This window comes from Nocardia sp. NPDC056564 (genome assembly GCF_042793755.1).
Classification (GTDB): Bacteria; Actinomycetota; Actinomycetes; order Mycobacteriales; family Mycobacteriaceae; genus Nocardia.
The window spans coordinates 302,436-323,303 of record NZ_JBHTUR010000008.1; the positions used below are offsets into that span (position 1 = coordinate 302,436).

Here is a 20,868-nt window from a genome sequence, read left to right on the forward strand (position 1 = left end):
GCGCTGATGCTGGCTCGCAACGCGGAATCCCTGTACTGGATCGGACGTTACGTCGAACGCGCTGACGACACCGCGCGAATCCTCGATGTCGCGGTGCATCAGCTGCTCGAAGACGCGACCGTCGACCCGGATCGCACCTCGCGAGTCCTGTTGCGGGTGTTGGGTATCGAGCCACCGGACGGAACCCTGGACGTCTGGTCGGTCACCGACCTGGTCGCCTTCAGTCACGACGGTGGTTCGATCATCGATTCGATCGCCAACGCGCGCGAAAATGCCAGGGGTGCAAGAGAAGTGACCTCCAGCGAGATGTGGGAGTGCTTGAACGCCACCTACATCGGACTCGCGGTCGCCGAGAAGGCGGCCCGCAGCCTCGGCCCGCACGAGTTCTTCCACTACGTGCAGGACCGGGCCGCGATGTTCGCCGGCCTGTCCGACTCCACCCTCAGCCGCGACGACGGCTATCGCTTCCTGCTCCTCGGCCGCTCCATCGAACGCGTGGACATGACTGTCCGGCTGCTGCTTTCGCGCGCGGGCGACCGAACCTCCTCGCCCGCCTGGGTGACCGTGCTGCGCTCGGCCGGCGCGCACGACACCTACCTGCGCACCCACCGCGGCGCCCTCGACGCCAACCTGGTCGCCGAATTCATCCTGCTGGACCGGCTGTTCCCGCGTTCGGTGTTCCACTCGGTGCGGGTGGCCGAAACCTGTCTGGCCGAACTGGATCAGCGGCCGAGCAGCCGGGTCGGGGCCAGGCATGAGGCGCAGCGGCTGCTGGGGCGCGCGCGGAGCGAGCTCGAATTCCTGCCGCCCGGTGTGCTGTTGGAGGACTTGCAGAACCGGTTGATGTCGTTGCAGAAGACGTGCCGCGAGGTGAGCGAGGCGATCGCGTTGCAGTACTTCCATGCGGCGCCGTGGGTGGCGTGGACCGACCTGCACCACAACCGCAACGGCAACGTGCAGGTGGAGGGCGAAGCATGAGCTGGCGAATCCGGGTGGTGCACACCACCGGCTATGTCTACGACGCGCCGGTCACGCGGTCGTTCAACGAGGCCCGGCTCACGCCGCGCGCGGACAGCAGGCAGAACGTGATCCTCAATCGGGTCGAGACCGAGCCGTCCACTCGCTCCTACCGGTATACCGACTACTGGGGGACGGCGGTCACGGCGTTCGATCTGCATGCTCCGCATACCGAACTGGAGGTCACCGGCTCGTCCGTGGTGGAGACCGAGCCGTTCGCCGGTCCGGCGGAGGAGCTGGACTGGGATGAATTGCACGACCCGCGGGTCGCCGATCGGTTCGACGAAATGCTCGCGCCGACGTCCTCCGTGCCGAGTGATCGGAAGCTTGCCGGTATCGCCAGGCAATTGGCGAAAGGATTGCCGCCGGCGAAAGCCGTTGTCCGCGCTGCGGAATGGGTGCACCGGGAAATGAATTACCTGGCGGGCACGACATCGGTACACACCTCCGCGGTGCAGGCATTCGCCGCGCGGCAGGGAGTCTGCCAGGATTACGCGCACCTGACCCTGCTGCTGTTGCGCAGCATGGGCATTCCCAGTCGATACGTCTCGGGTTATCTGCATCCGAACCCGGCGGCCGAAATCGGCGTGACCGTAGCCGGGCAGTCCCATGCCTGGGTAGAGGCCTGGACCGGCATGTGGTGGGGTTATGACCCGACCAACAACATCGCCATCAACGAACAACACATCTCCGTCGGTGTCGGCCGTGACTACGCGGATGTGCCGCCGTTGAAAGGAATTTTCTCCGGCGGTGGCTCCACCGATCTCGAGGTCGTTGTAGAGATCACCCGACTCGCGTAGCGTCCGTCAGATAAATCCGTTGATCTTGAACGGCACTGTTTCTCAGCGATACCACGGCTGGCAATAGCTACTTGTCTGGAACGCGGAAGGTGGACAGATGTCAACGGCTCAAGAATTCGTCGAAGAGGTCACCGAGTACGGGCCCATTACCGACAGCAAGAAATGGGGCGCGGAGGCGCTCGGCACGTTTGTCCTGGTGATGGGCGGTGTCGGCACCGCCGTTCTGGCCGGGTCGCGGGTGGGGGCGCTGGGGGTGGCATTGGCCTTCGGGCTCACGCTGCTGTTCCTCGTCTACGCGATCGGGCCGATCTCCGGTTGCCACGTGAATCCCGCGGTGACGGTGGGGCATCTGCTGCTCGGGCGGATCAGCGTGGTCACCGCGGTCGGTTATTGGATCGCGCAGCTGATCGGCGGGTTCCTGGCCGGGCTGGTGTTGTTCGCGCTGGCGAAGAACCTGCCGTCCTATGACCGCGCGGCCGACGGGCTCGGGGCCAACGGCTGGGGGCAGCACAGTCCGTCGGCGCTGAAGGGGCCGATGGGTGAGGTCGTGCTGGAGAACGGGTACGGGCTGGCCGCGATGATCATCATCGAGGTCATGCTGACCGCGCTGCTGGTGTTCGTGGTGCTCGCCTCGACCGATCAGCTCTCCGATGTGCCGCTGGCCGGCCTGTCGATCGGCGTCACGCTCGCGGTCATCCACCTGATCTCGATCCCGGTGGACAACACCTCGGTCAACCCGGCCCGCAGCCTCGCCGTTGCGCCCTATCAGGACGGTGCGATGGGCCAGGTCTGGGCGTTCGTGGTGTTCCCGCTGATCGGCGGCGCACTGGGCGCGCTGGTGTACGGCCTGCTGTTCGGCCGCTCGCGCAACCTGCTTTCCTGAATCGCAGTAGTCGGGCCCATCGACCCGGTGTCGGTGGGCCCGTTTGCTATTCCGTTCAGTGCCAAGCGTATTCGGCGCACAGGCGGTGGGCGACGAGGTCGAAGGTCTTGCGTTCGAGGATCGCCCCTTCGCGGCGGATGCCTGCCTCCGGCACGTCCAGCACCCGATCCAGCCGGACCCAGCTCGGCCTGCCCTCGGCATCCCAGTTGCCGCTGCCGATGCCGACCCAGTTCGGGTCGTGCGCCCGGTCCGCCTTCGATGACAGCATCAGTCCGAGCAGCGTCCGGCGATCACGCCCGACCACCAGCACCGGCCGGTCCTTGCCGTTGCTCGGATCCTCCTCGAACGGCACCCAGGTCCAGACGATTTCGCCGGGATCGGCGCGGCCGTCCAACTGCGGTGAGTACACGATCTGGCGGGCGCGCTCGGCCGTCGGCACCGGCGTGGACGCGGCCGGGCGCACCTTCACCGCGGGCGTGCGCCGGGTGGACAGCGATCCGACCAGCCGCTCCACCAGCTTCGGTCCCTGCTGCCTGACGATCTTGGGACCCTGCTCCTTCGCGATAAGTCCGAGCTGCTTGCCGAGGGAGTTCCAACTTCGGGCCATATTCGCAATATAACGGCGCATCGCCGTCTTCTCACCCGCGCCGCGACCGCCCCCACCGAACCACGAATCTGCCGATCTGGGCTCACGCTGCCGCACCGCCGGGCCAGGCCGGGCAATGGCCTTCGCTAGCAGGGACGAAGCCGAGTGTGGGTGCCACGCGGGTCATAGCCGTTCGGCGCCGAATGTGTCCGCGCACACTGCTCGCGAGCGGGTCGAACCACACTTCGCCACACCGCTGGCGGAAGCTTCGTACTGCTCATGGGACGATAGACGGCAGTTTGCCGATACCCTGAGGAGTGGAGTGCCCGCCAGCTTCGCCGACACGACGTTCACCGATCCGTCGCGGATCCGGAACTTCTGCATCATCGCGCACATCGATCACGGCAAGTCGACGCTGGCCGATCGGATGCTGCAACTGACCGGTGTGGTCGAGGAGCGGGCGATGCGCGCCCAATACCTGGACCGGATGGATATCGAGCGCGAGCGCGGCATCACCATCAAGGCGCAGAACGTGCGGCTGCCGTGGCAGGTAGACGGCACCGATTACGTGCTGCACCTGATCGATACGCCCGGCCACGTCGACTTCACCTATGAGGTGTCGCGCGCGCTGGAAGCCTGCGAGGGCGCGGTGCTGCTGGTCGACGCGGCCCAGGGCATCGAGGCGCAGACGCTGGCGAACCTGTATCTGGCGCTGGACAAGGATCTGACGATCATCCCGGTGCTCAACAAGATCGACCTGCCCGCCGCCGACCCGGACCGCTACGCGGGCGAGATCGCGCACATCATCGGCTGTGAGCCGGACGACGTGCTGCGGGTGTCGGGCAAGACCGGCGTCGGCGTCACCGAACTGCTCGACGAGGTCATCAAGAAGGTGCCCGCGCCGGTCGGCGACCCGGACGCGCCGGCCCGCGCCATGATCTTCGACTCGGTCTACGACACCTACCGCGGCGTCGTCACCTACGTCCGCGTGGTGGACGGCAAGCTCACGCCGCGCGAGAAGATCAAGATGATGTCCACCGGCGCCACGCACGAGATGCTGGAGATCGGCATCGTGTCGCCGGAGCCCAAGCCGACCCAGGGGCTCGGCGTCGGCGAGGTGGGTTACCTGATCACCGGCGTGAAGGACGTGCGTCAGTCGAAGGTCGGTGACACGGTGACCGCCGCGCGCAACGGCGCCACCGAACCGCTCGTCGGCTACCGCGAGCCGCGCCCGATGGTGTACTCGGGTCTGTACCCGGTCGACGGTTCCGATTACCCGGACCTGCGCGACGCGCTGGAGAAGTTGCAGCTCAACGACGCCGCGCTGACCTACGAGCCGGAAACCTCTGTCGCACTGGGGTTCGGCTTCCGCTGCGGCTTCCTCGGCCTGCTGCACATGGAGATCACCCGCGAGCGGTTGCAGCGCGAGTTCGATCTGGACCTCATCTCCACCGCGCCCAACGTGGTCTACACCGTAGAGATGGAAGACGGCAGCAAGCACACCGTCACCAATCCGTCGTACTGGCCGGAGGGCAAGGTCCGGCACGTCTACGAACCGATGGTGAAGTGCACCGTCATCTCGCCGAGCGAGTTCATCGGCTCGATCATGGAGCTGTGCCAGGCGCGGCGCGGCGAGCTCGGCGGCATGGACTACCTGTCCGAGACCCGGGTCGAGCTGCGCTACACCATGCCGATGGCGGAGATCATCTTCGACTTCTTCGACTCGTTGAAGTCGCGCACCCGCGGCTACGCCAGCCTCGACTACGAGGAGTCCGGCGTGCAGGACGCGGCGCTGGTCAAGGTCGACATCCTGTTGCAGGGTGAGGCCGTCGACGCGTTCAGCGCGATCGTGCACAAGGACGCCGCGCAGGCCTACGGCAACAAGATGACCACCAAGCTGCGCGAGCTCATCCCGCGCCAGCAGTTCGAGGTGCCCATCCAGGCCGCCATCGGCTCGAGAATCATTGCGCGCGAGAACATCCGCGCCATCCGCAAGGACGTGCTGGCCAAGTGCTACGGCGGCGACATCAGCCGTAAGCGCAAGCTGCTGGAGAAGCAGAAGGAAGGCAAGAAGCGGATGAAGACCATCGGCCGCGTCGAGGTCCCGCAGGAAGCCTTCGTGGCCGCGCTGTCCTCGGACGCCGCGTCGGACAAGCCGAAGGGCAAGTAGGGCGTCGATCCAGCGTGTGCCCGTGAATCCAGGGATAATGCCTAGTAGGTGGTGAGCTATGAGGCAGAATCCGTCGGCGAGCGGTGCTGAACCAGGGAGGATGGCGATGACTGCGGTGCATGAGGACACATTCCTCACGGAGGAGTTCGAGGCGATCGAACGCGCGGCAGCCCGCGAACTCGAAGGGGTCCAGCTCGAACTGATCGACGGACGGATGGGGGTCAAACGAATGCCTGACGGCGACCACAGTGAGATTCTCAACTGGTTGCTGATGTTGCTCATGCCGTTGAATCCGAAACTATTCCTGTACGTCACCGGACAAGGTTTGGCCGTTGGGCAGTATCGAAAGGGGCGAGCACGCCCTGATGGCGTTCTGGCCCCACGAGGCGCGTTCCGTGGGGCGGGCGAATGGGCGTCAGCCGATGAGGTGGTGATGGCTGTCGAGGTGACGTCACGTGATTCCGACACCAACCGGCGCGATCGGGTGGAGAAGCCGGTCGCCTACGCCCAGGCGGGAATTCCGATCTACTTACTGATCGATCGTGACGAGGGCCAGGTTGTCGTTTATACCCAGCCCGACGGTGACGGCTACACAGATGTGCACTACTACGCCATCGGCCGCCAGATCACGTTACCTGCGCCGATTGATCTCACCATCGACACGGAAGAACTCAAGGACTTCGCTGACTGAGGCTCGAGTTCTATCGAGTTTCGATCAGTACGCGCAGACGGGTTCCGCCCAACGGGCTCCGCGTGAGTTCGGCGGTGCCGGAGTGGAGTTCGGCTTGCTGGCGGACCAGGGCCAGGCCGAGGCCGGAGCCGGGGGAGCCGGGGCCCTTGACGAAACGGTCGAAGGCGTTGGGGCAGACGGATTCCGGGATTCCGGCTCCGTCGTCGTCGATGAGAATTTCCAGTTGATCTGCGTCGGAACGGTTTACCGAGATGCGGACCGTGTCGGCTCTGCCGTGCTGGACGGCGTTGGCTACCGCGTTGGTGACGATGAGCATGAGCCCGCCGGGCAGGCCGGTCACCGTGACGGGCTCGCATTCGGTGAGTTCCACCCGGACGGCAGGGTGGCGACGCTGCGCGTCTTGAGCTGCGCGGTCGAGGGTTTCACAGAGGTCGAAGGGCTCGAACACGTCCGGCTCGGTGAGTTCGCCGACGGCGAGCCGTTCGAGATCGGTGAGGGTGTTCTCGATCTGCTGCTCGGCGAAGAGCACCTCGTTGAGGATGGCGCCGCGCTGTTCGGCGGGAATCTCCTTGGTGGCCAGCACTTGCAGGTCGGTGCGCAGTGCGGTGAGCGGCGTGCGCAGTTCGTGGGCGCAGACGGCGGCGAAGTCGCGGGCGCTCGTCAAGGCGTGGTTGGTGGCGCGGTGCGCGGCCTCGAGGCGGGTGAGCATGCGGGTGATGGCGTCGGAGAGTTCTTCGGCTTCCCGTGCGCCACGGCCGGATAGCGGCGGGAGCTCCTCGAGGGTGTCGATGCCGTGGGTGGCGGTGGCCAGCCTGCGCAGCGGGCGGGCGGCGTAACCGGCCAGGGCCCAGCCGAGCAGCGCGGCGGTGAGCGCGCCGGCCACCCCGATGCCGAGGCCGATGAGCTGGCTGCGGTGGATGGCGGAGGCGACGACGTCGCGGTTGGGATCCAGCGAGACGAGCACGCCGGGGAGGCCGTCGACCCGGGTGATCGCCATGTCGGGCGGCAGGTCGCCGTTTCGGGCGATGACCGCATCGTCCGGGATCTCGGTCGCCGCGCTCGGCGCTTCGGTCGCGTAGCCGGGAGCATCGGCCCCTGCGGTCGGCGCGGGCGCGGGTTGTCCGGGCACGGGCAGCCCGGGAGCCGCTGCCGGCGGTCCCGGAACCCGTTCCGCCGGAATACTTTTCAACGGTGGAGCGACCCGAACCGCCATCGAGGAGACGGTCTCGTCCAACTGTCGCTCGCCGGTCGCGTTCAGCAACGCGGCGAACGTGATGGTCAGCGTGAGCGCGACGAGCGCCGCGACCACCCCCGAGACCAATGCCACCCTGGTGCGCAGCGACGGCGACCTTTTCACGGCTGCTCCCGCAAGACGAATCCGACACCGCGCACGGTGTGCACCACCCGCGGCGCGCCGGGCGCTTCCAGCTTGCGTCGCAGGTAGGAGACGAACACGTCGACCACATTGGTGTCGGTGGTGAAGTCGTAACCCCATACCGTGGACAGGATCTGCTCGCGGCCGAGCACGATGCCCGGATTGTCGGCGAGCATGGCGAGCACCTCGAATTCTCGTTTGGTCAGGTCGACCGGGGTGCCCGCGGCCAGCACCCGGTGCCCGGCCAGGTCGATCTGCACCTGGCCGACCCGCACCTGCGCGTCCGGTCGTTCGGTGGCGACCCGGCGGCGCAGCAGCGCGCGCAGCCGGGCGACCAGTTCGCCCAGGTCGAAGGGCTTGGTGAGGTAGTCGTCGGCGCCGCGTTCGAGGCAGGCGATGCGGTCGGTCACGGCGCTGCGCGCGCTGAGCACGCAGATCGGGATGTCGTTGCCCATCGCGCGCAACGCCGTGACCACGCCTTCACCGTCCAGCGTCGGCATGTTCACGTCCAGCACCATGGCGTCGGGCGAGGTGCTGCGCACCATCGCCAGCGCCTCGGCGCCGTCGCCCGCGGTGACTACCTCGAAATCGGAGAGTTCCAACCCGCGTCGCAGCGACGCGAGCACACGAACCTCGTCGTCCACGACCAAGATCCGGTGTCCGGTCATGGATCAACAGTAGTCCCGGCCGGTCAGCGGGCGTAGGCGACGACGCACCCCGGCTCGTCGGACGGAACCGCGGGGAAAGCCGGCGCGGGGGCGGCGGGCCGGGCGTCGAGCGGAATCGCGGGCACCGCGCCGGGCGGCAGGTCGCCGCGTTCGATGGTCACCCACGGGCCCTCCTCGCCCTCGCCGTGGGTGATCACCACCGGCCCGTCCGGCCCTGGCTCCGGGCACACGACGGGTTCGCCGGGGACCGGGTCGATCGCGATCCACGGACCGGGCTGCGTCGGCATGGGCGGCGGTGCCGGCTGCGCCGAGGCGGTGCCCGCCATGCCCGCGATCAGGGCTGCGGTGAGCGCGGTGCCGCTGAGCACGGCGGCGACCCGGCGTCCGATGAGTGCAGTCATGAGGGGTGACTCCTTCAGATCGATGCTGTCGTCCGACTGGTTCGACGAAATCGACCGTAGGCAAAGGATCTTCACCACTTGTTGAGCAATCGTTAGAGAACTCTTAGGGTCTGGTTGGCCGCTGTTCGAGCCGGCCGGAGGGTGTCAGAATCTGACCTGGTCATGGTGCATATTTGAGCCCGCATTCGGTTGGATAACCCACTAGAAATAGGGCTTCCGTTCTGGTTTTCGGGATGGCAAGGTTGTGTTGCTCGCCACCTGTGGAGTCTCTACAGTCCTGGAGAATGTGACAGTCGGGTTTTCCCGAAATAGTGTTAGGTGATCTTCACTCGGTCTGGCCGGCTGGTGAGGATGGTTGCTGGAAACCCGAGATGGAGCTTTCATGACGCGTGACCTGCCCTTCGATGACGACGCCACCGAGGCAGCCGAGCGCACGGGTGACACCGCCTATCGAGTTGCCACCGGCGTCGCACGGGTCGCCAGGGCGGGCGCGTACGTCACCGGCGGCGCACTGGTCGCGGCGAACGGCGGCGGCGTCCCGGCGCACCCCGGCTCCTCGCACGCGGACAGCCGCAACGCGGGCTGGGCGCACAACAGCGATCCCGACTCCGACATCCCCTCCCCGGTGATCACCTTCCCGGACCAGGTCGTCGAGCCCGCGCCGCTGCCGTACGGCGGCAACTCGCCGGTCGCGCACCACACTCCCGGCTTCAACCTCCCCGGCGCCAACGCGGGCGGCGCGAATCTGCCGCTGCCGACGCTCGGCGGCGACTACCACGGCACCGACGCGGGCTTCCCGCTGCCCGGCACCGACGCGGGCCAGTCCGGCATGGGCCTGCCCAGCCTGCCCGGCGGACAGTCGGGGCAGCACGGCATGGAACTGCCGGGCACCTCCGGTCCGTCGAACCAGTCGGGCTTCGGCCTGCCGGGCACCAGCCCGGGCCAGTCCGGGATGGGCCTGCCGGGTTCGACCGGCGGCATCGGCCTGCCCGGAACCGAGGCGGGCGCGTCCAACGGCTTCGGCCTGCCGGGTACCGCCGGCAACACCGACGACCTCGATCTGCCCGGCGGCCACGGCTTCGGCCTGCCCGGCCACGGGCTCGGTCAAGCCGGGCACGGCTTCGGTCTGCCGGGTGCGAACGGCTTCGTCGCGCCGGGTTCCGGCGCCTTCGACCTGCCCGGCTCGCACGCGGCCTCGACCGCGGGCACCGGCCCGTTCGACGGCGTCGGCGACGGCGGCGGTGACCCGCTCGGGATCTTCGTCGGCACCCAGTGGTCGGTCGACTTCGGCATCGGCCCGCAGGGCATCTACTTCAACTCCGAGATGAAGGTCGACGCGGGCATCGGCCACGTGGGCGACCAGCTCGACCAGTTCACCGACTTCCTCGGCAGCGGCCTGCACGTGCCCGACGGCAGCGGCCGCGCGGTCACCGATCCGAACGTGTCCGGCCACGGCCTGCCCGGCGCGGTCGGCGGACTCACCACCGCGACCCCGTCGTCGACGCACCACTCGAACCATTCGCAGTCGTCCGCACCGGCCGCCACCGCACAGCCGATCGTGCAGCCGATCGCCCCGCCCGCGCCGGTCGTGGCCGTGGCCGCACCCGTGGCGACCGCCGCGGTCGCGCCGGTCGTCGTGGCGCCGGTTGCGACCGCCGCGCCGGCGGTGGCCCCGCCGGTCGTCGCCGCTACCCCGTTGCAGACCACGATCCAGCCGGACGTGGCGACCACGCCGATCGCGAATGTCTATACGGCGCCGCAGGGTCCGTCGGTGTTGACCGTGCCCGCCGCCGCCACGCCCGCGCTGTTCGATCAGGCCCGGCCGACGCCGGTGGTGAAGCCGACCCCGGTGACCGATACGACCAAGCACTCGGACGGCTCGGTCACCACCCCGAACACCCCGACCACCATCACCAAGACCGTCCCGGTCCCGACCGTGCCGTCCGACGTGACCACGCCGAGCGTCCCGAAGACGCCGGACGTCACGACGAAGGTGCCGGGCGCGGGCCATCCGTCGACGTCGCCCGGCGGCATCACCACCGGCCCGGACGTGCCGACCACCAAGGTCCCGGTGACCACGGGCAGCCAGCCGACGCACACCCCGACCACTCCGTCCGACGACGGCGTGACCACGCCGGGCACCACCGGACCGAGCACCGGCCACGGCGGCACCAGCGGCGGCGCGACCACCCAGCCGACCGTGCCGACCAGGGACGTGCCGACGGCGACCCAGCCGGAACCGTCCGTGCCGACCCGGGATGTGCCCACCGCGGACGTGCCGACGGCCGACCTGCCGACCACGGTCCCGACCCACGACGTGCCGGTGCCGACGCACGAGGTGCCGACCTTCCAGAACCCCGCGCCGACCCAGGCGCCGGTGCCGACGTACAAGCCGCCGACGACGATCGATCCGAAGCCGCACGCGATCGCCGACCCGATCAACAGCACCCACCTGGTCGACACGACCGCGGTGCCGATCCAGGATCACGCCTACTACACCGACCACTCGACCCTGGCGGTCGCGGCCGGCGGCGGCCTGTCCGGCGGGCTGCTGCCGGAATCGACGATGGCCGAGACCCACCACATGGTGCCGGGCGGCTTGGACATAGCGTTGATGTAACCGAGCTTGTGGTGACCAGAAGGTCGCAGGGGGCGTCCATGTCGATCAAGAGCAAACGCATGTAAGGAGGCAGGTTGTCTGCCGCAGCCGGGCTGAAGGCCGCGACGGTGAAACATCCGGACGCGATGGCGCCGCTGATCCGGATTCTGGACGAACTGCGGGAGATGACCCGATTCGCGGGGCGGGACGATCTCGGCAGTCGGCTGGGCATGGTCCGGGCCAGGGTCAGCGACCCTCGGGTGCGCCTCGTGGTCGTCGGCGAGCCGAAGAACGGCATGAGCACGCTGGTCAACAGCCTGGTCGGGGCGTCGGTCAGCGCGACCGACAGCGACCTGAGCGTGCCGGTCATTGTCGAGTACGGGCCGGAACCGACCGCGACGCTGGTGCGTTCGGTCGACGGGCGCACCGAGCGGCAGCCGGTCGATCCGCTCGATCCAGGGCCGGCGATCTCCGGTTTCGGCGTGATCCGGGCCGAGTTCACCCAGCCGAGTCCGCTGCTTGCCGACGGCGTCGTCGTCATGGACGCGCCGGGCGCGCGCGGGGCGGACAGCACCACCACCTCCATGATCGCCGCCGCCGACGCGGTCCTCTACGTCACCAACGCGGCCACCGAACTCACCGTGGATCAGATCGCCTACCTGCAACGCATCCAGCAGATCTGCCCGACCGTCATCTGCGTGCTGAACAAGATCGACCAGTTCTCCCACTGGTCGCACACCCAGCAGCGCAACCGGGATCTGCTCGACGCGGCCGGGCTCGGCTTCGCGGTCGCCCCGGTGTCCGCCGAACTGCACCGACAGGCCGGGCTGACCGGAAACTATCAGCGCGACATCGAATCCGGTGTGCCGCAGCTGATCGATCACCTGCGTGACTACGTGGTCGCGCGCGCGGACAGCGTGGCGCTGGAAGCCGCCGTGCAGGACATCCGGCTGGTCAGCGACCATCTCGGCTTGACCCTGCGCAACGAGGTCGAGTCGCTGCGCGATCCGCGCATGCGCGCGGAGATCACCGACAAGCTGGTCCGGGCCCGCGACGACGCCGAGCAGCAGCGCCAGCGCACGTCGAACTGGCAGGTCACGCTGGTCGACGGCAGCACCGAGCTGATGGCCGACATCGAACACGACCTGCGGCACCGGCTGCGCAGCCTGGTGCGCGACGCCGAGGCCGAGATCATGCAGCACGATCCGGCGCGGCGCTGGAAGGAATTCGGCACCGATCTGGACGCGCGGATCTGCGAGGCGGTCGAAGAGAACTTCGTGATGGCGCACTACCGCTCGGTCGAGCTGTCCGAGCAGGTGGCATCGAAGTTCCTGGCCGACAACCGCGCCGCGCCGCTGCCCGACATGCGGCTGGAGAACCCCGGCGAGGTGCTCGAGCAGGTGCAGTCGCTCGAACCGCTGGAGAGTGCGAAAGCGCGTGTGGGACAACAGTTCCTGTCCGCTTTGCGCGGCTCCTACGGCGGCATCCTGATGGTCGGCCTGGTCACCAGCATCCTGAAGATGTCGCTGGTGAACTGGTACTCGATCGGCGCGGGCGTGCTGCTCGGCATCAACGCCCTGTGGGACGAGCGCAAGAATCTCAAGGCCCGCCGGCGGGCCGAGGCGAAGGTCGCGGTGGCCCGCCTGATGGACGACGTGATCTTCCAGGTGAGCAAGGAATCGCGAAATCGGTTGCGCGCCATGCAGCGTGTGCTGCGCGACCACTTCACCGAGATCGCGGGCGACAACGCCAAGCAGGCGGACGAGGCACTGCGCCTGGCCGAATCGGCCTACCAGAAATACGGCGACCACAGCGGGGACCGAATCAAGCAGGTCGACGCGCAACTGGGCAAACTGCGCGGCCTGCGCGAGCAGGCCGACAGTCTGGCTGCCTGACGAAAAGCCCTGCTACCCAGGGTTGTTCGCGGGGGAGTGGGCGGGCTGGAAGCCGCCCGCGTGCCGGTTTTCCTCGGCCCGGATCACGTGGGTGACCGCGTTGATCAGGGCGAGGTGGGTGAAGGCCTGCGGGAAGTTGCCGAGGTGGCGGCCGCTGCGCGGGTCGATCTCCTCGGCGTAGAGGCGCAGCGGACTGGCGAAGCCGAGCAGCCGCTCGCACAGGTGCCGGGCGCGCTGCAGCTCGCCGATCTCCACCAGGGCAGACACCAGCCAGAACGAGCAGATGGTGAAAGCGCCTTCCTCGCCGGTCAATCCGTCGTCGGTGGTGTCGGTGCGGTAGCGCAGCACCAGGCCGTTCTCGGTGAGCCGGTCCGCGATGGACAGCACGGTGGCGCGGATCCGGTGATCGTCCGGCGGCAGGAACCGGGTCAGCACCGCCAACAGCAGTGAGGCGTCCAGGGTTTCGCCGCCGTAGGTCTGGGTGAGCACGCCGTTGGCGTTCACCCCGTGCTCGAGGATGTCGGCCTTGATCTCATCGGCGATGGTGTACCACTCGGTGGCGCTCTCGTATTGGCCGTGCAGCTCAGCGAGTTTCGCGCCGCGGTCGAGCGCGACCCAGCACATCACCTTGGACGAGGTGAAATGCTGCGGCTCGCCGCGCACCTCCCAGATGCCGCGGTCGGGCTCGCGCCAGTGCGCGATGGCCGCGTGCACCTGACGTTCCAGCAGGGGCCACAACGTTTCCGGCACCTGCTGGCGCGACTTCACGTGCAGGTACACCGCATCCAGCATGGTGCCCCAGATGTCGTGCTGGTCCTGGTTGTACGCGGCGTTGCCGATGCGCACCGGCCGCGACCGGTCGTAGCCGCTGAGGTGATCGAGCGTCTCCTCGGTGATCTCGCGTTCGCCGCCGATGCCGTAAAGGACTTGCAGCGGAACGGCATCGCCGTTCTCGCCGGTGGTCGCGTCGCGCAGGAAGGCGAAGAAGTCGTCGGCCTCCCGGTTGAGCCCGAGCGTGTACAGGCCCCACAGGGCGAAGCTGGAGTCGCGCACCCAGGTGTAGCGGTAGTCCCAATTACGTTGACCGCCGGGCGTTTCTGGCAGCGAGGTGGTGGCGGCGGCGAGCAGGGCGCCGGTCGGCGCGTAGGTGAGGCCCTTGAGGGTCAGCGCGCTGCGCTGTAAGTAGTTGCGCCACGGGTGATCCGGGAAGTTGCCCTGGGTGATCCACTGCCGCCAGCTCTCGGTGGTCTGCCACATCTTCTGCGCCGCGTCCGCGTAGGACTTGGGTGCGGGCAATTCCGACCAGGTCAGCGCGATGTACCGCTCGTCGCCCTCCGACATCCTGGTGCGGGCGCGCGCCTCGCGGCCCTCGAGTCCGAGCCGCAGGTCGGTGGTGAGCACCAGGCTCGGGCCTGCGCTCGGGTCGTCGGTGCGGACCGCGGTCGCCTCCTCGTAGACCTTGCCGGTGTACTCCCAGCGGCTCACCGCCCGGTGATAGTCGAACGACGGCTCGCAGCTCACCTCCAGTTCCACCGTGCCGTTCACACACTTCACCGTGCGCAACAGCATGTGCTCGGCGTCCCAGTCCATCGGGGTGCGGCGATGCGTCCTGGAGCGCTGATCGTTGTTGTGCCACGGGCCGAGCACCAGCGCGTCGCGCACGATCAGCCAGCCGGTCTCGGTCTGCCAGGTGGTCTCCAGGATCATCCCGCCGGGCAGGTAGCGGCGCGCGCTCGGCACGTTGACGCCGTATGGGCCGAGCCGGAAGTGCCCCGCGCTGCGGTCCAGCATCGCGCCGAAGACGCTGGGGGAGTCCGGCCGAGGGACGCACAACCACTCCACCGAACCGTTGCTGGCAATCAGGCAGCTGGTCTCGCAGTCGGACAGGAAGGCGTAATCGTCGATCGGCGGGAACGCGCCGCGGCCGCGGGTGTCGGACAGCTGGCTGGGCACCGGCAGGTCATAGGGCTCATCGACGGTGAGATCGTCGGAAGACTCGATGGACGACATCCCCTCATCTTCGGGCCCGCGGGAGCCTCCCGTCCACTGTGTGTGCCGTCGCGCCATGTTTGCCGTGGGCGCCGTGACCGAATATTCACCTTGCCCGGCTCTCAGGTGGACCTACTAGGCTGGGCAGGTGCATCAGATCGCAGGTTGGTGGGACAGCTTCGAGCTGTGGGTCGCGGGACTCCCGTTCATCCCGCAGTTCCTCGTCGTGCTCGTGGGCATGGTCCCGGTCAGCTTCGCCATCGCCTACCTGCTGGACCGCACGCTGCGCGCCCTGCTGCGGATCCTCGACCGCAGGCACGGCGTCGCGGAGCCGCTGCCCGCCGTGCCCGACACGGTGCCCGCCGACCTCACGACCGGCGAGACCCGCCGCACCGTGCAGAGCGGTGCCCGCTGATGCCCCGTTCACGCGTCCAGCTGGCCCTGATCGCCCTGCTCGTCCTGGTTGTCGTCGCCTGGCTCGTCACCCGCTAGTTGGCCTCGCCGGTGCGCCAGTCGTTGAACCGCTTGCCGATCTTGGAGACGGTCTCACCGACCTCCTGACCGACCGTGCTCACCGCTGAACCGACATCGCGGCCGAGGTTGCGGACCGTGCGGATGAGCGGGTCCTCGGACTGGTCGAAGTTGGTGCGGTAGGTGCGGGCCGCTTCCTTGATCTCCTCGGAGATGCTGGTGTTCTTGTCCTGGTCGCGGCGCGGGTAGTCGCCGGCCAGCACGCGGTCGTACTCGCCGCTCTGGATCCAGCGGCGCAGTTCCGCGGCGCGCAGCACGGAGAACGGGTGGCTCTGCAATTCCAGATTCAGCAGCTTCAGCACGCCGTCGCGCAGATCGCCGGAGCGTTCGTAGTCGTCGGCCTGGGCCAGGAACGCGCCATGGTTCATCTCCTTGATCCAGGTGCCGCCCGCGGTCTTCATGTGCACGCGCACCGACGCGTCCACGTCCTGCACGCACAGCAGCCCGGCCCGGTCGCCGGACAACTCGGATTTGCGGCTCCATTCCATCAGCGCCGCGACGATCGCGCGTAATGCCCAGCCGCCCACCGGCATCCAGCCGATGCTCGCGGAGATACGCAGCAAATGCATGAGCATGGTGCGGTACACCGCGTGCCCGGACAGCGCGTGACCGAGCTCGTGCCCGACGATGAAACGCAACTCCTCGGTATCCATCAGATCGATCAATCCGGTGGTCAGCACGATAAACGGCTGGTCCATGCCGATGGTGAAGGCGTTCACGTGCGGGCTCTGCAACACGAAGATCTCCGGCGTGGTCCGGGCATCGAGCACGGCGACGCAGTCCTCGCGCAATTGATGCAGCGAACGGAACTGTCGTTCGTCCACCCGCACGGCCGTCGCGAGGTAGAGCAACCGGTGCTGGCGTTCTTGCAGCAAACCGGACAAAGTGCGCAGGATGGCGTCGAATCCGGACAGCGTCCGCAGCGCGACCAACGCGGTGCGGTCGGCGGGGTGCTCCCACGCGCGAGTGCTGATGCCGGGAAATCTCGTGCGGACCCGATCCGGGCTGTTAGTCATGGGATGAAACCCCCCTCTTCCTGGAACTCTGTGATTCGAACTCGGGCCGTGGCCTCTGCTACAGTCTGCCCGTGTCTTCGAGTTGTGTCCCGCGGGTCCGCCATGAACTGGCGTTGATCGCGGTCGGCAATCTCGCGGTCGCCGACATTCTCTGTCGCTGATCGGCTACCGGGCTCGTTTGCGCGTCCCTCCCTCGTAGACTGGCGTGCAACCTTTTCGCAGACGTCCCCGAACCCTGACGGCCTATCCGGCCGATAGCCACGCCACCGCTCGCATCGACGCGGCGGCAGGTCTACCGATCCAACAGTAGTTCCCTCCGCCGCTCGAGGTCCCGAGCCGGCGGTCCGTAGGAAAGGCCCCCCGATGTCTCGCAAATCTTGGCTCTCCCCGCGCCGACGTACCGCTGTCGCCGCCCTCACCGCGTTCGCGGCGGTTGCCCTCACCGCGTGCGGCGGCGGAGCCAGTGACACGGCCGGGGGTGGCGGCGCCGACGGCAGCGGCGGCACGCTGAACCTCTACGCCTACGCCGTCCCGAAGCCCGGCTTCGACAAGGTGGTGCCCGAGTTCAACAAGACCGAGAAGGGCAAGAACGTCGTCGTCAACGGCTCCTACGGAGCCTCCGGCGATCAGTCCCGCAAGGTCAAGGACGGCGCCGAGGCCGACATCGTGAACTTCTCGGTCGAGCCCGACGTGACCCGCCTGGTCGACGCCGGCCTGGTCGACGCGAGCTGGAATGCCGACGCCACCAAGGGAATTCCGTTCGGCTCGGTCGTCGCGATCGTGGTCCGCAAGGGCAACCCGAAGGGCATCAAGGACTGGGACGACCTGCTCGAGCCGGGCGTCGAGGTGGTCACGCCGAACCCGTTCAGCTCCGGTTCGGCCAAGTGGAACCTGCTCGCCCCGTACGCGGCGAAGTCCGAGGGTGGCAAGAACCCGCAGGCCGGGCTGGACTACCTGAGCCAGCTGGTGTCCAAGGATCACGTGAAGGTGCAGCCGAAGTCCGGCCGCGAGGCCACCGAGACCTTCCTGCAGGGCACCGGTGACGTGCTGCTGAGCTACGAGAACGAGGCGCTGTTCTCCGAGCGCAACGGCGACCCGATCGAGCACTTCATCCCGCCCGTCACGTTCAAGATCGAGAACCCGGTCGCGGTGCTCAAGAACAGCAAGAGCCAGGAGAAGGCGGTCGCGTTCCGTGACTTCCTCTACACCCCCGCGGGCCAGAAGGCGTGGGCGACAGCCGGTTTCCGCCCGGTCGACCCGAAGGTGGCGGCCGATTTCGCCAAGGACTTCCCGACCCCGCAGAAGCTGTGGACCATCAGCGATCTCGGCGGCTGGAAGGCCGTGGACAAGGAGCTGTTCACCCCGAACACCGGCTCTGTCGCGGTGATCTACGACAAGGCCACCAAGTAGCCGGGTTCGGCGCACGGGATACTGGACGACTGTGACTGACAGCAGCACCGCCGGGAGCACGAAGACTCCCGGCGGTACCCCCGCAAGCCGGTTCGATTGGTCGTGGCTTCGGGTGACCGGCTCGGTGGGTCCGCTCGGCATCGCCATCGCGATGCTGTGGCTCAGCGTCATCGTGCTGCTCCCGCTGGCCGCGCTCACCGTCACCTCGTTCGACGAGGGCTGGTCGGGCTTCTGGGCCGCGATCAGCGCGCCGGCGGCGGTGGACTCACTGCGGATCACCGTGCTGGTCTCGATCGTGGTCGCGGTGATCAACGTGGTGATGGGCACCCTGATCGCCTGGGTGCTGGTGCGCGACGACTTCCCGGGCAAGGGGATCGTCAACGCGCTGATCGATCTGCCGTTCGCGCTGCCGACGATCGTGGCCAGCATTGTGCTGCTGTCGCTCTACGGTCCGCAGAGCCCGATCGACATCCACCTCAACGCGACTCAGCCCGGACTGATCGTGGCGCTGGCGTTCGTCACGCTGCCGTTCGTGGTGCGCTCGGTGCAGCCGGTGCTCATCGAGGCCGACCGCGAGGTCGAACAGGCCGCGATGTCGCTCGGTGCGGACAACTGGACCACCTTCCGCCGCATCGTGTTACCGACGCTGGGGCCGGCGATCATCTCCGGCGGCGGGCTCGCGTTCGCCCGCGCGATCGGCGAGTACGGGTCGGTGGTGCTGATCGGCGGCGCGATCCCGCGCAAGACCGAAATGGCCTCGCAGTACATCCAGAAGCAGATCGAGATCGATCGGCCGATCAATGCGGCGGCGGTTTCGGTTGCGCTGCTGGTGATTTCCTTCGCATCGTTGCTCGTGCTCCGATTGCTCGCCGAGCGTAGTGTGCGCAAGGAACAGGAGTCGCGATGAATCTCTCTCGCCCCACCCGGATTTCGCTGCGGGTCGTCGCGCTCGGTTACCTGCTGGTGCTGCTGGTGTTGCCGCTGATCATCATCCTGCTGCGCACCTTCGAAAAGGGCATCGGCGCGTTCGTCGACTCGATCACGACCCCCGCGGCCATCTCGGCCTTCCAGCTGTCCATGATCATCGTGGCGATCGTGGTTCCGCTGAACGTCATCTTCGGCATCTTCACCGCGCTGGCGCTGGTGCGCGGAAAGTTCCCCGGCCGCACGCTCGTTCAGGGCATCGTCGATCTGCCGTTCGCGGTCTCGCCGGTGGTGGTCGGCGTCGCGCTGATCCTGCTGTGGGGCGTGCACGGCTGGTTCGGCGGGCTGGAAGGCGCCGGCTTCAAGGTGATCTTCGGCCTGCCGGGCATGGTGCTCGCGACCATCTTCGTCACGCTGCCGTTCGTGGTGCGCGAGGTCGAGCCGGTGCTGCACGAGATCGGCGACGACCAGGAACAGGCCGCCGCCACCCTCGGCGCCACCCGCTGGCAGACGTTCTGGCGGATCACCCTGCCCGCCATCCGCTGGGGTCTCACCTACGGCGTCGTGCTCACCGTGGCCCGCGCGCTCGGCGAGTTCGGCGCGGTGATCATGGTGTCGTCCGCACAGCCCGGCAAGTCACAAACGCTGACGCTGCTGGTGCACGGCCGATACATCAACGACCACAACACCTTCGGCGCCTACTCGGCCGCGACCCTGCTGATGGGCCTTGCGCTCGTCACCCTCCTGCTGATGACCCTCCTCGAACGCAAACGGGGCACCAAATGATCACCGTGACCAATGCGAAGAAGAACTACGGTTCGTTCGCCGCGCTCGATGACGTCACCATCGACATCCCGAAGGGCGAGCTGACCGCCCTGCTCGGGCCCTCGGGTTCGGGGAAGTCGACGCTGCTGCGCTCGATCGCCGGACTCGAATCCCTCGACTCCGGCATCGTGCTGATCGCGGGCAACGACGTGACCAGGGTGCCGCCGCAGAAGCGCGACATCGGCTTCGTGTTCCAGCATTACGCCGCGTTCAAGCACATGACCGTGCGCGACAATGTGGCGTTCGGCTTGAAGATCCGCAAGCGGCCGAAGCACGAGATCACCAAGCGGGTCGACGAATTGCTCGGCATCGTCGGTCTGGACGGCTTCCAGCATCGTTATCCGGCCCAGCTGTCCGGCGGCCAGCGGCAGCGCATGGCACTGGCCCGCGCGCTCGCCGTGGACCCGCAGGTGCTGCTGCTCGACGAGCCGTTCGGCGCGCTGGACGCCAAGGTGCGCGCCGATCTGCGCACCTGGCTGCGCCGGCTGCACGAGGAGGTGCACGTGACCACCGTGCTGGTCACCCACGATCAGGAGGAGGCCCTGGATGTGGCCGACCGGATCGCGGTGATGAACAAGGGACGGATCGAGCAGGTCGGTACGCCGGAGGACGTGTACGACCGGCCGGCCAACGAGTTCGTCATGTCGTTCCTCGGCGCCGTGGCGCGGCTCAACGGGCATCTGGTGCGCCCGCACGACATCCGGGTCGGCCGGGAGCCGAGCATGGCGCAGGCCGAGCACGAGGGGACCGCGGCTTCGGCGGGCGTCACCCGCGCGACCGTCGAACGGGTCGTGCATCTCGGGTTCGAGGTGCGGGTCGAGCTGCGCAACGCGGCGACCGGTGACCTGTTCGCCGCGCAGGTGACCCGCGGTGACGCGGAGGCCCTGCGTCTGTCCGACGGGGAAACCGTGTACGCCCGCGCGACCAGAATCCCGGAGTTGCCCGCGCAGTAATGAATTGCGGGGGAAAATAAATCAATACCCCATTGCGGCGTGTCGAAACTGAAAAGTTCTCGACTCAACTCTTAGTGTCTGAATGGGAAAGCGGGTTCCGGATTTATCGGAACGTGATTGCTGAATATGCATTCG

General features: G+C 67.7%; 19 protein-coding genes. 13 read left to right on the top strand and 6 right to left on the bottom strand.

The window, feature by feature from the left end; all coding sequences use genetic code 11:
• Positions 1 to 6 precede the first annotated feature (6 nt).
• From ACFQ9K_RS22195 to ACFQ9K_RS22205, 3 genes are all read left to right on the top strand, one after another.
• Positions 7 to 978, top strand: coding sequence for an alpha-E domain-containing protein (locus tag ACFQ9K_RS22195; RefSeq protein ID WP_378718858.1), 972 nt, complete (start codon positions 7 to 9; stop codon positions 976 to 978).
• Entirely contained in the window at positions 975 to 1,817 is an 843-nt protein-coding gene (locus ACFQ9K_RS22200) for a transglutaminase domain-containing protein (protein ID WP_378718856.1), read from the top strand. The genes ACFQ9K_RS22195 and ACFQ9K_RS22200 overlap by 4 nt, the downstream gene beginning before the upstream one ends.
• Before the next feature lie 97 nt (positions 1,818 to 1,914).
• Positions 1,915 to 2,700, top strand: coding sequence for an aquaporin (locus ACFQ9K_RS22205; protein WP_378718855.1), 786 nt, complete (start codon positions 1,915 to 1,917; stop codon positions 2,698 to 2,700).
• Positions 2,701 to 2,755: 55 nt separating this feature from the next.
• Here ACFQ9K_RS22205 and ACFQ9K_RS22210 read toward each other — a convergent pair whose 3' ends face one another.
• Positions 2,756 to 3,307: a type II toxin-antitoxin system PemK/MazF family toxin gene (locus tag ACFQ9K_RS22210; protein WP_378718854.1), complete on the bottom strand. Its 552-nt coding sequence runs from the start codon at positions 3,305 to 3,307 to the stop codon at positions 2,756 to 2,758.
• A 301-nt stretch (positions 3,308 to 3,608) separates the two neighbouring features.
• On the opposite strand from ACFQ9K_RS22210, the gene lepA reads away from it, so the two are divergent.
• Entirely contained in the window at positions 3,609 to 5,456 is a 1,848-nt protein-coding gene (lepA, locus tag ACFQ9K_RS22215) for a translation elongation factor 4 (protein WP_378718852.1), read from the top strand.
• Between the two features lie 106 nt (positions 5,457 to 5,562).
• Positions 5,563 to 6,147 carry a Uma2 family endonuclease gene (locus ACFQ9K_RS22220; protein ID WP_378718850.1) on the top strand — a complete coding sequence of 195 codons (585 nt, stop codon included), beginning with the start codon at positions 5,563 to 5,565 and terminating at the stop codon, positions 6,145 to 6,147.
• A gap of 10 nt (positions 6,148 to 6,157) precedes the next feature.
• On the opposite strand, the gene ACFQ9K_RS22225 is transcribed toward ACFQ9K_RS22220, so the two are convergent.
• From ACFQ9K_RS22225 to ACFQ9K_RS22235, 3 genes are read right to left on the bottom strand one after another with little or no spacing between them, the layout of a single operon-like run.
• Positions 6,158 to 7,504 carry a sensor histidine kinase gene (locus ACFQ9K_RS22225; RefSeq protein ID WP_378718849.1) on the bottom strand — a complete coding sequence of 449 codons (1,347 nt, stop codon included), beginning with the start codon at positions 7,502 to 7,504 and terminating at the stop codon, positions 6,158 to 6,160.
• On the bottom strand, positions 7,501 to 8,190 hold the full coding sequence (locus ACFQ9K_RS22230) for a response regulator transcription factor (protein ID WP_378718847.1): 690 nt from the start codon (positions 8,188 to 8,190) through the stop codon (positions 7,501 to 7,503). Before ACFQ9K_RS22230 ends, ACFQ9K_RS22225 begins: the two co-directional genes overlap by 4 nt.
• 23 nt (positions 8,191 to 8,213) lie before the next feature.
• Positions 8,214 to 8,591 carry a hypothetical protein gene (locus tag ACFQ9K_RS22235; RefSeq protein ID WP_378718845.1) on the bottom strand — a complete coding sequence of 126 codons (378 nt, stop codon included), beginning with the start codon at positions 8,589 to 8,591 and terminating at the stop codon, positions 8,214 to 8,216.
• A gap of 382 nt (positions 8,592 to 8,973) precedes the next feature.
• Between ACFQ9K_RS22235 and ACFQ9K_RS22240 the strand changes: the two genes are divergently transcribed.
• Together ACFQ9K_RS22240 and ACFQ9K_RS22245 are read left to right on the top strand one after the other, a co-directional pair.
• Positions 8,974 to 11,211 carry a hypothetical protein gene (locus ACFQ9K_RS22240; RefSeq protein ID WP_378718843.1) on the top strand — a complete coding sequence of 746 codons (2,238 nt, stop codon included), beginning with the start codon at positions 8,974 to 8,976 and terminating at the stop codon, positions 11,209 to 11,211.
• Positions 11,212 to 11,285: 74 nt separating this feature from the next.
• Positions 11,286 to 13,085, top strand: a complete 1,800-nt coding sequence (locus ACFQ9K_RS22245) for a dynamin family protein (RefSeq protein ID WP_378718841.1) — start codon at positions 11,286 to 11,288, stop codon at positions 13,083 to 13,085.
• A 12-nt stretch (positions 13,086 to 13,097) separates the two neighbouring features.
• Here the strand turns inward: ACFQ9K_RS22245 and ACFQ9K_RS22250 are convergent, their stop codons facing one another.
• Entirely contained in the window at positions 13,098 to 15,095 is a 1,998-nt protein-coding gene (locus ACFQ9K_RS22250; protein ID WP_378718839.1) for a glycoside hydrolase family 15 protein, read from the bottom strand.
• A 127-nt stretch (positions 15,096 to 15,222) separates the two neighbouring features.
• Here ACFQ9K_RS22250 and ACFQ9K_RS22255 point away from each other — a divergent pair, with 127 nt between their 5' ends.
• Positions 15,223 to 15,489, top strand: a complete 267-nt coding sequence (locus ACFQ9K_RS22255; protein WP_378718838.1) for a hypothetical protein — start codon at positions 15,223 to 15,225, stop codon at positions 15,487 to 15,489.
• Between the two features lie 73 nt (positions 15,490 to 15,562).
• On the opposite strand, the gene ACFQ9K_RS22260 is transcribed toward ACFQ9K_RS22255, so the two are convergent.
• Positions 15,563 to 16,621 (bottom strand): M48 family metallopeptidase, encoded by a 1,059-nt coding sequence (locus ACFQ9K_RS22260; RefSeq protein ID WP_378718836.1) that lies wholly within the window; start codon positions 16,619 to 16,621, stop codon positions 15,563 to 15,565.
• Between the two features lie 71 nt (positions 16,622 to 16,692).
• Between ACFQ9K_RS22260 and ACFQ9K_RS22265 the strand changes: the two genes are divergently transcribed.
• The 5 genes from ACFQ9K_RS22265 (at position 16,693) to ACFQ9K_RS22285 (ending at position 20,733) form a co-directional block, all read left to right on the top strand.
• A complete protein-coding gene (locus ACFQ9K_RS22265; protein WP_317983926.1) occupies positions 16,693 to 16,782 on the top strand; it encodes an Ms4533A family Cys-rich leader peptide in 90 nt (29 codons plus the stop codon).
• A 202-nt stretch (positions 16,783 to 16,984) separates the two neighbouring features.
• Positions 16,985 to 18,031, top strand: a complete 1,047-nt coding sequence (locus ACFQ9K_RS22270) for a sulfate ABC transporter substrate-binding protein (RefSeq protein WP_378718834.1) — start codon at positions 16,985 to 16,987, stop codon at positions 18,029 to 18,031.
• 31 nt (positions 18,032 to 18,062) lie between these two features.
• Positions 18,063 to 18,938: a sulfate ABC transporter permease subunit CysT gene (gene cysT, locus ACFQ9K_RS22275; RefSeq protein ID WP_378718832.1), complete on the top strand. Its 876-nt coding sequence runs from the start codon at positions 18,063 to 18,065 to the stop codon at positions 18,936 to 18,938.
• Positions 18,935 to 19,741 carry a sulfate ABC transporter permease subunit CysW gene (cysW, locus tag ACFQ9K_RS22280; RefSeq protein WP_378718831.1) on the top strand — a complete coding sequence of 269 codons (807 nt, stop codon included), beginning with the start codon at positions 18,935 to 18,937 and terminating at the stop codon, positions 19,739 to 19,741. Before cysT ends, cysW begins: the two co-directional genes overlap by 4 nt.
• Positions 19,738 to 20,733 (top strand): sulfate/molybdate ABC transporter ATP-binding protein, encoded by a 996-nt coding sequence (locus ACFQ9K_RS22285; RefSeq protein WP_378718830.1) that lies wholly within the window; start codon positions 19,738 to 19,740, stop codon positions 20,731 to 20,733. Before cysW ends, ACFQ9K_RS22285 begins: the two co-directional genes overlap by 4 nt.
• Positions 20,734 to 20,868 lie beyond the last annotated feature (135 nt).

Bases quoted from the DNA above. Each gene is read 5' to 3' on its own strand.
- ACFQ9K_RS22270 (WP_378718834.1), top strand. From the start codon at position 16,985: ATGTCTCGCAAATCTTGGCTCTCCCCGCGCCGACGTACCGCTGTCGCC.
- ACFQ9K_RS22260 (WP_378718836.1), bottom strand. From the start codon at position 16,621: ATGACTAACAGCCCGGATCGGGTCCGCACGAGATTTCCCGGCATCAGC.
- ACFQ9K_RS22195 (WP_378718858.1), top strand. From the start codon at position 7: ATGCTGGCTCGCAACGCGGAATCCCTGTACTGGATCGGACGTTACGTC.
- ACFQ9K_RS22240 (WP_378718843.1), top strand. From the start codon at position 8,974: ATGACGCGTGACCTGCCCTTCGATGACGACGCCACCGAGGCAGCCGAG.
- ACFQ9K_RS22235 (WP_378718845.1), bottom strand. From the start codon at position 8,591: ATGACTGCACTCATCGGACGCCGGGTCGCCGCCGTGCTCAGCGGCACC.
- cysW (WP_378718831.1), top strand. From the start codon at position 18,935: ATGAATCTCTCTCGCCCCACCCGGATTTCGCTGCGGGTCGTCGCGCTC.
- ACFQ9K_RS22200 (WP_378718856.1), top strand. From the start codon at position 975: ATGAGCTGGCGAATCCGGGTGGTGCACACCACCGGCTATGTCTACGAC.
- ACFQ9K_RS22220 (WP_378718850.1), top strand. From the start codon at position 5,563: ATGACTGCGGTGCATGAGGACACATTCCTCACGGAGGAGTTCGAGGCG.
- ACFQ9K_RS22285 (WP_378718830.1), top strand. From the start codon at position 19,738: ATGATCACCGTGACCAATGCGAAGAAGAACTACGGTTCGTTCGCCGCG.
- ACFQ9K_RS22210 (WP_378718854.1), bottom strand. From the start codon at position 3,307: ATGGCCCGAAGTTGGAACTCCCTCGGCAAGCAGCTCGGACTTATCGCG.
- ACFQ9K_RS22205 (WP_378718855.1), top strand. From the start codon at position 1,915: ATGTCAACGGCTCAAGAATTCGTCGAAGAGGTCACCGAGTACGGGCCC.
- ACFQ9K_RS22230 (WP_378718847.1), bottom strand. From the start codon at position 8,190: ATGACCGGACACCGGATCTTGGTCGTGGACGACGAGGTTCGTGTGCTC.
- ACFQ9K_RS22250 (WP_378718839.1), bottom strand. From the start codon at position 15,095: ATGTCGTCCATCGAGTCTTCCGACGATCTCACCGTCGATGAGCCCTAT.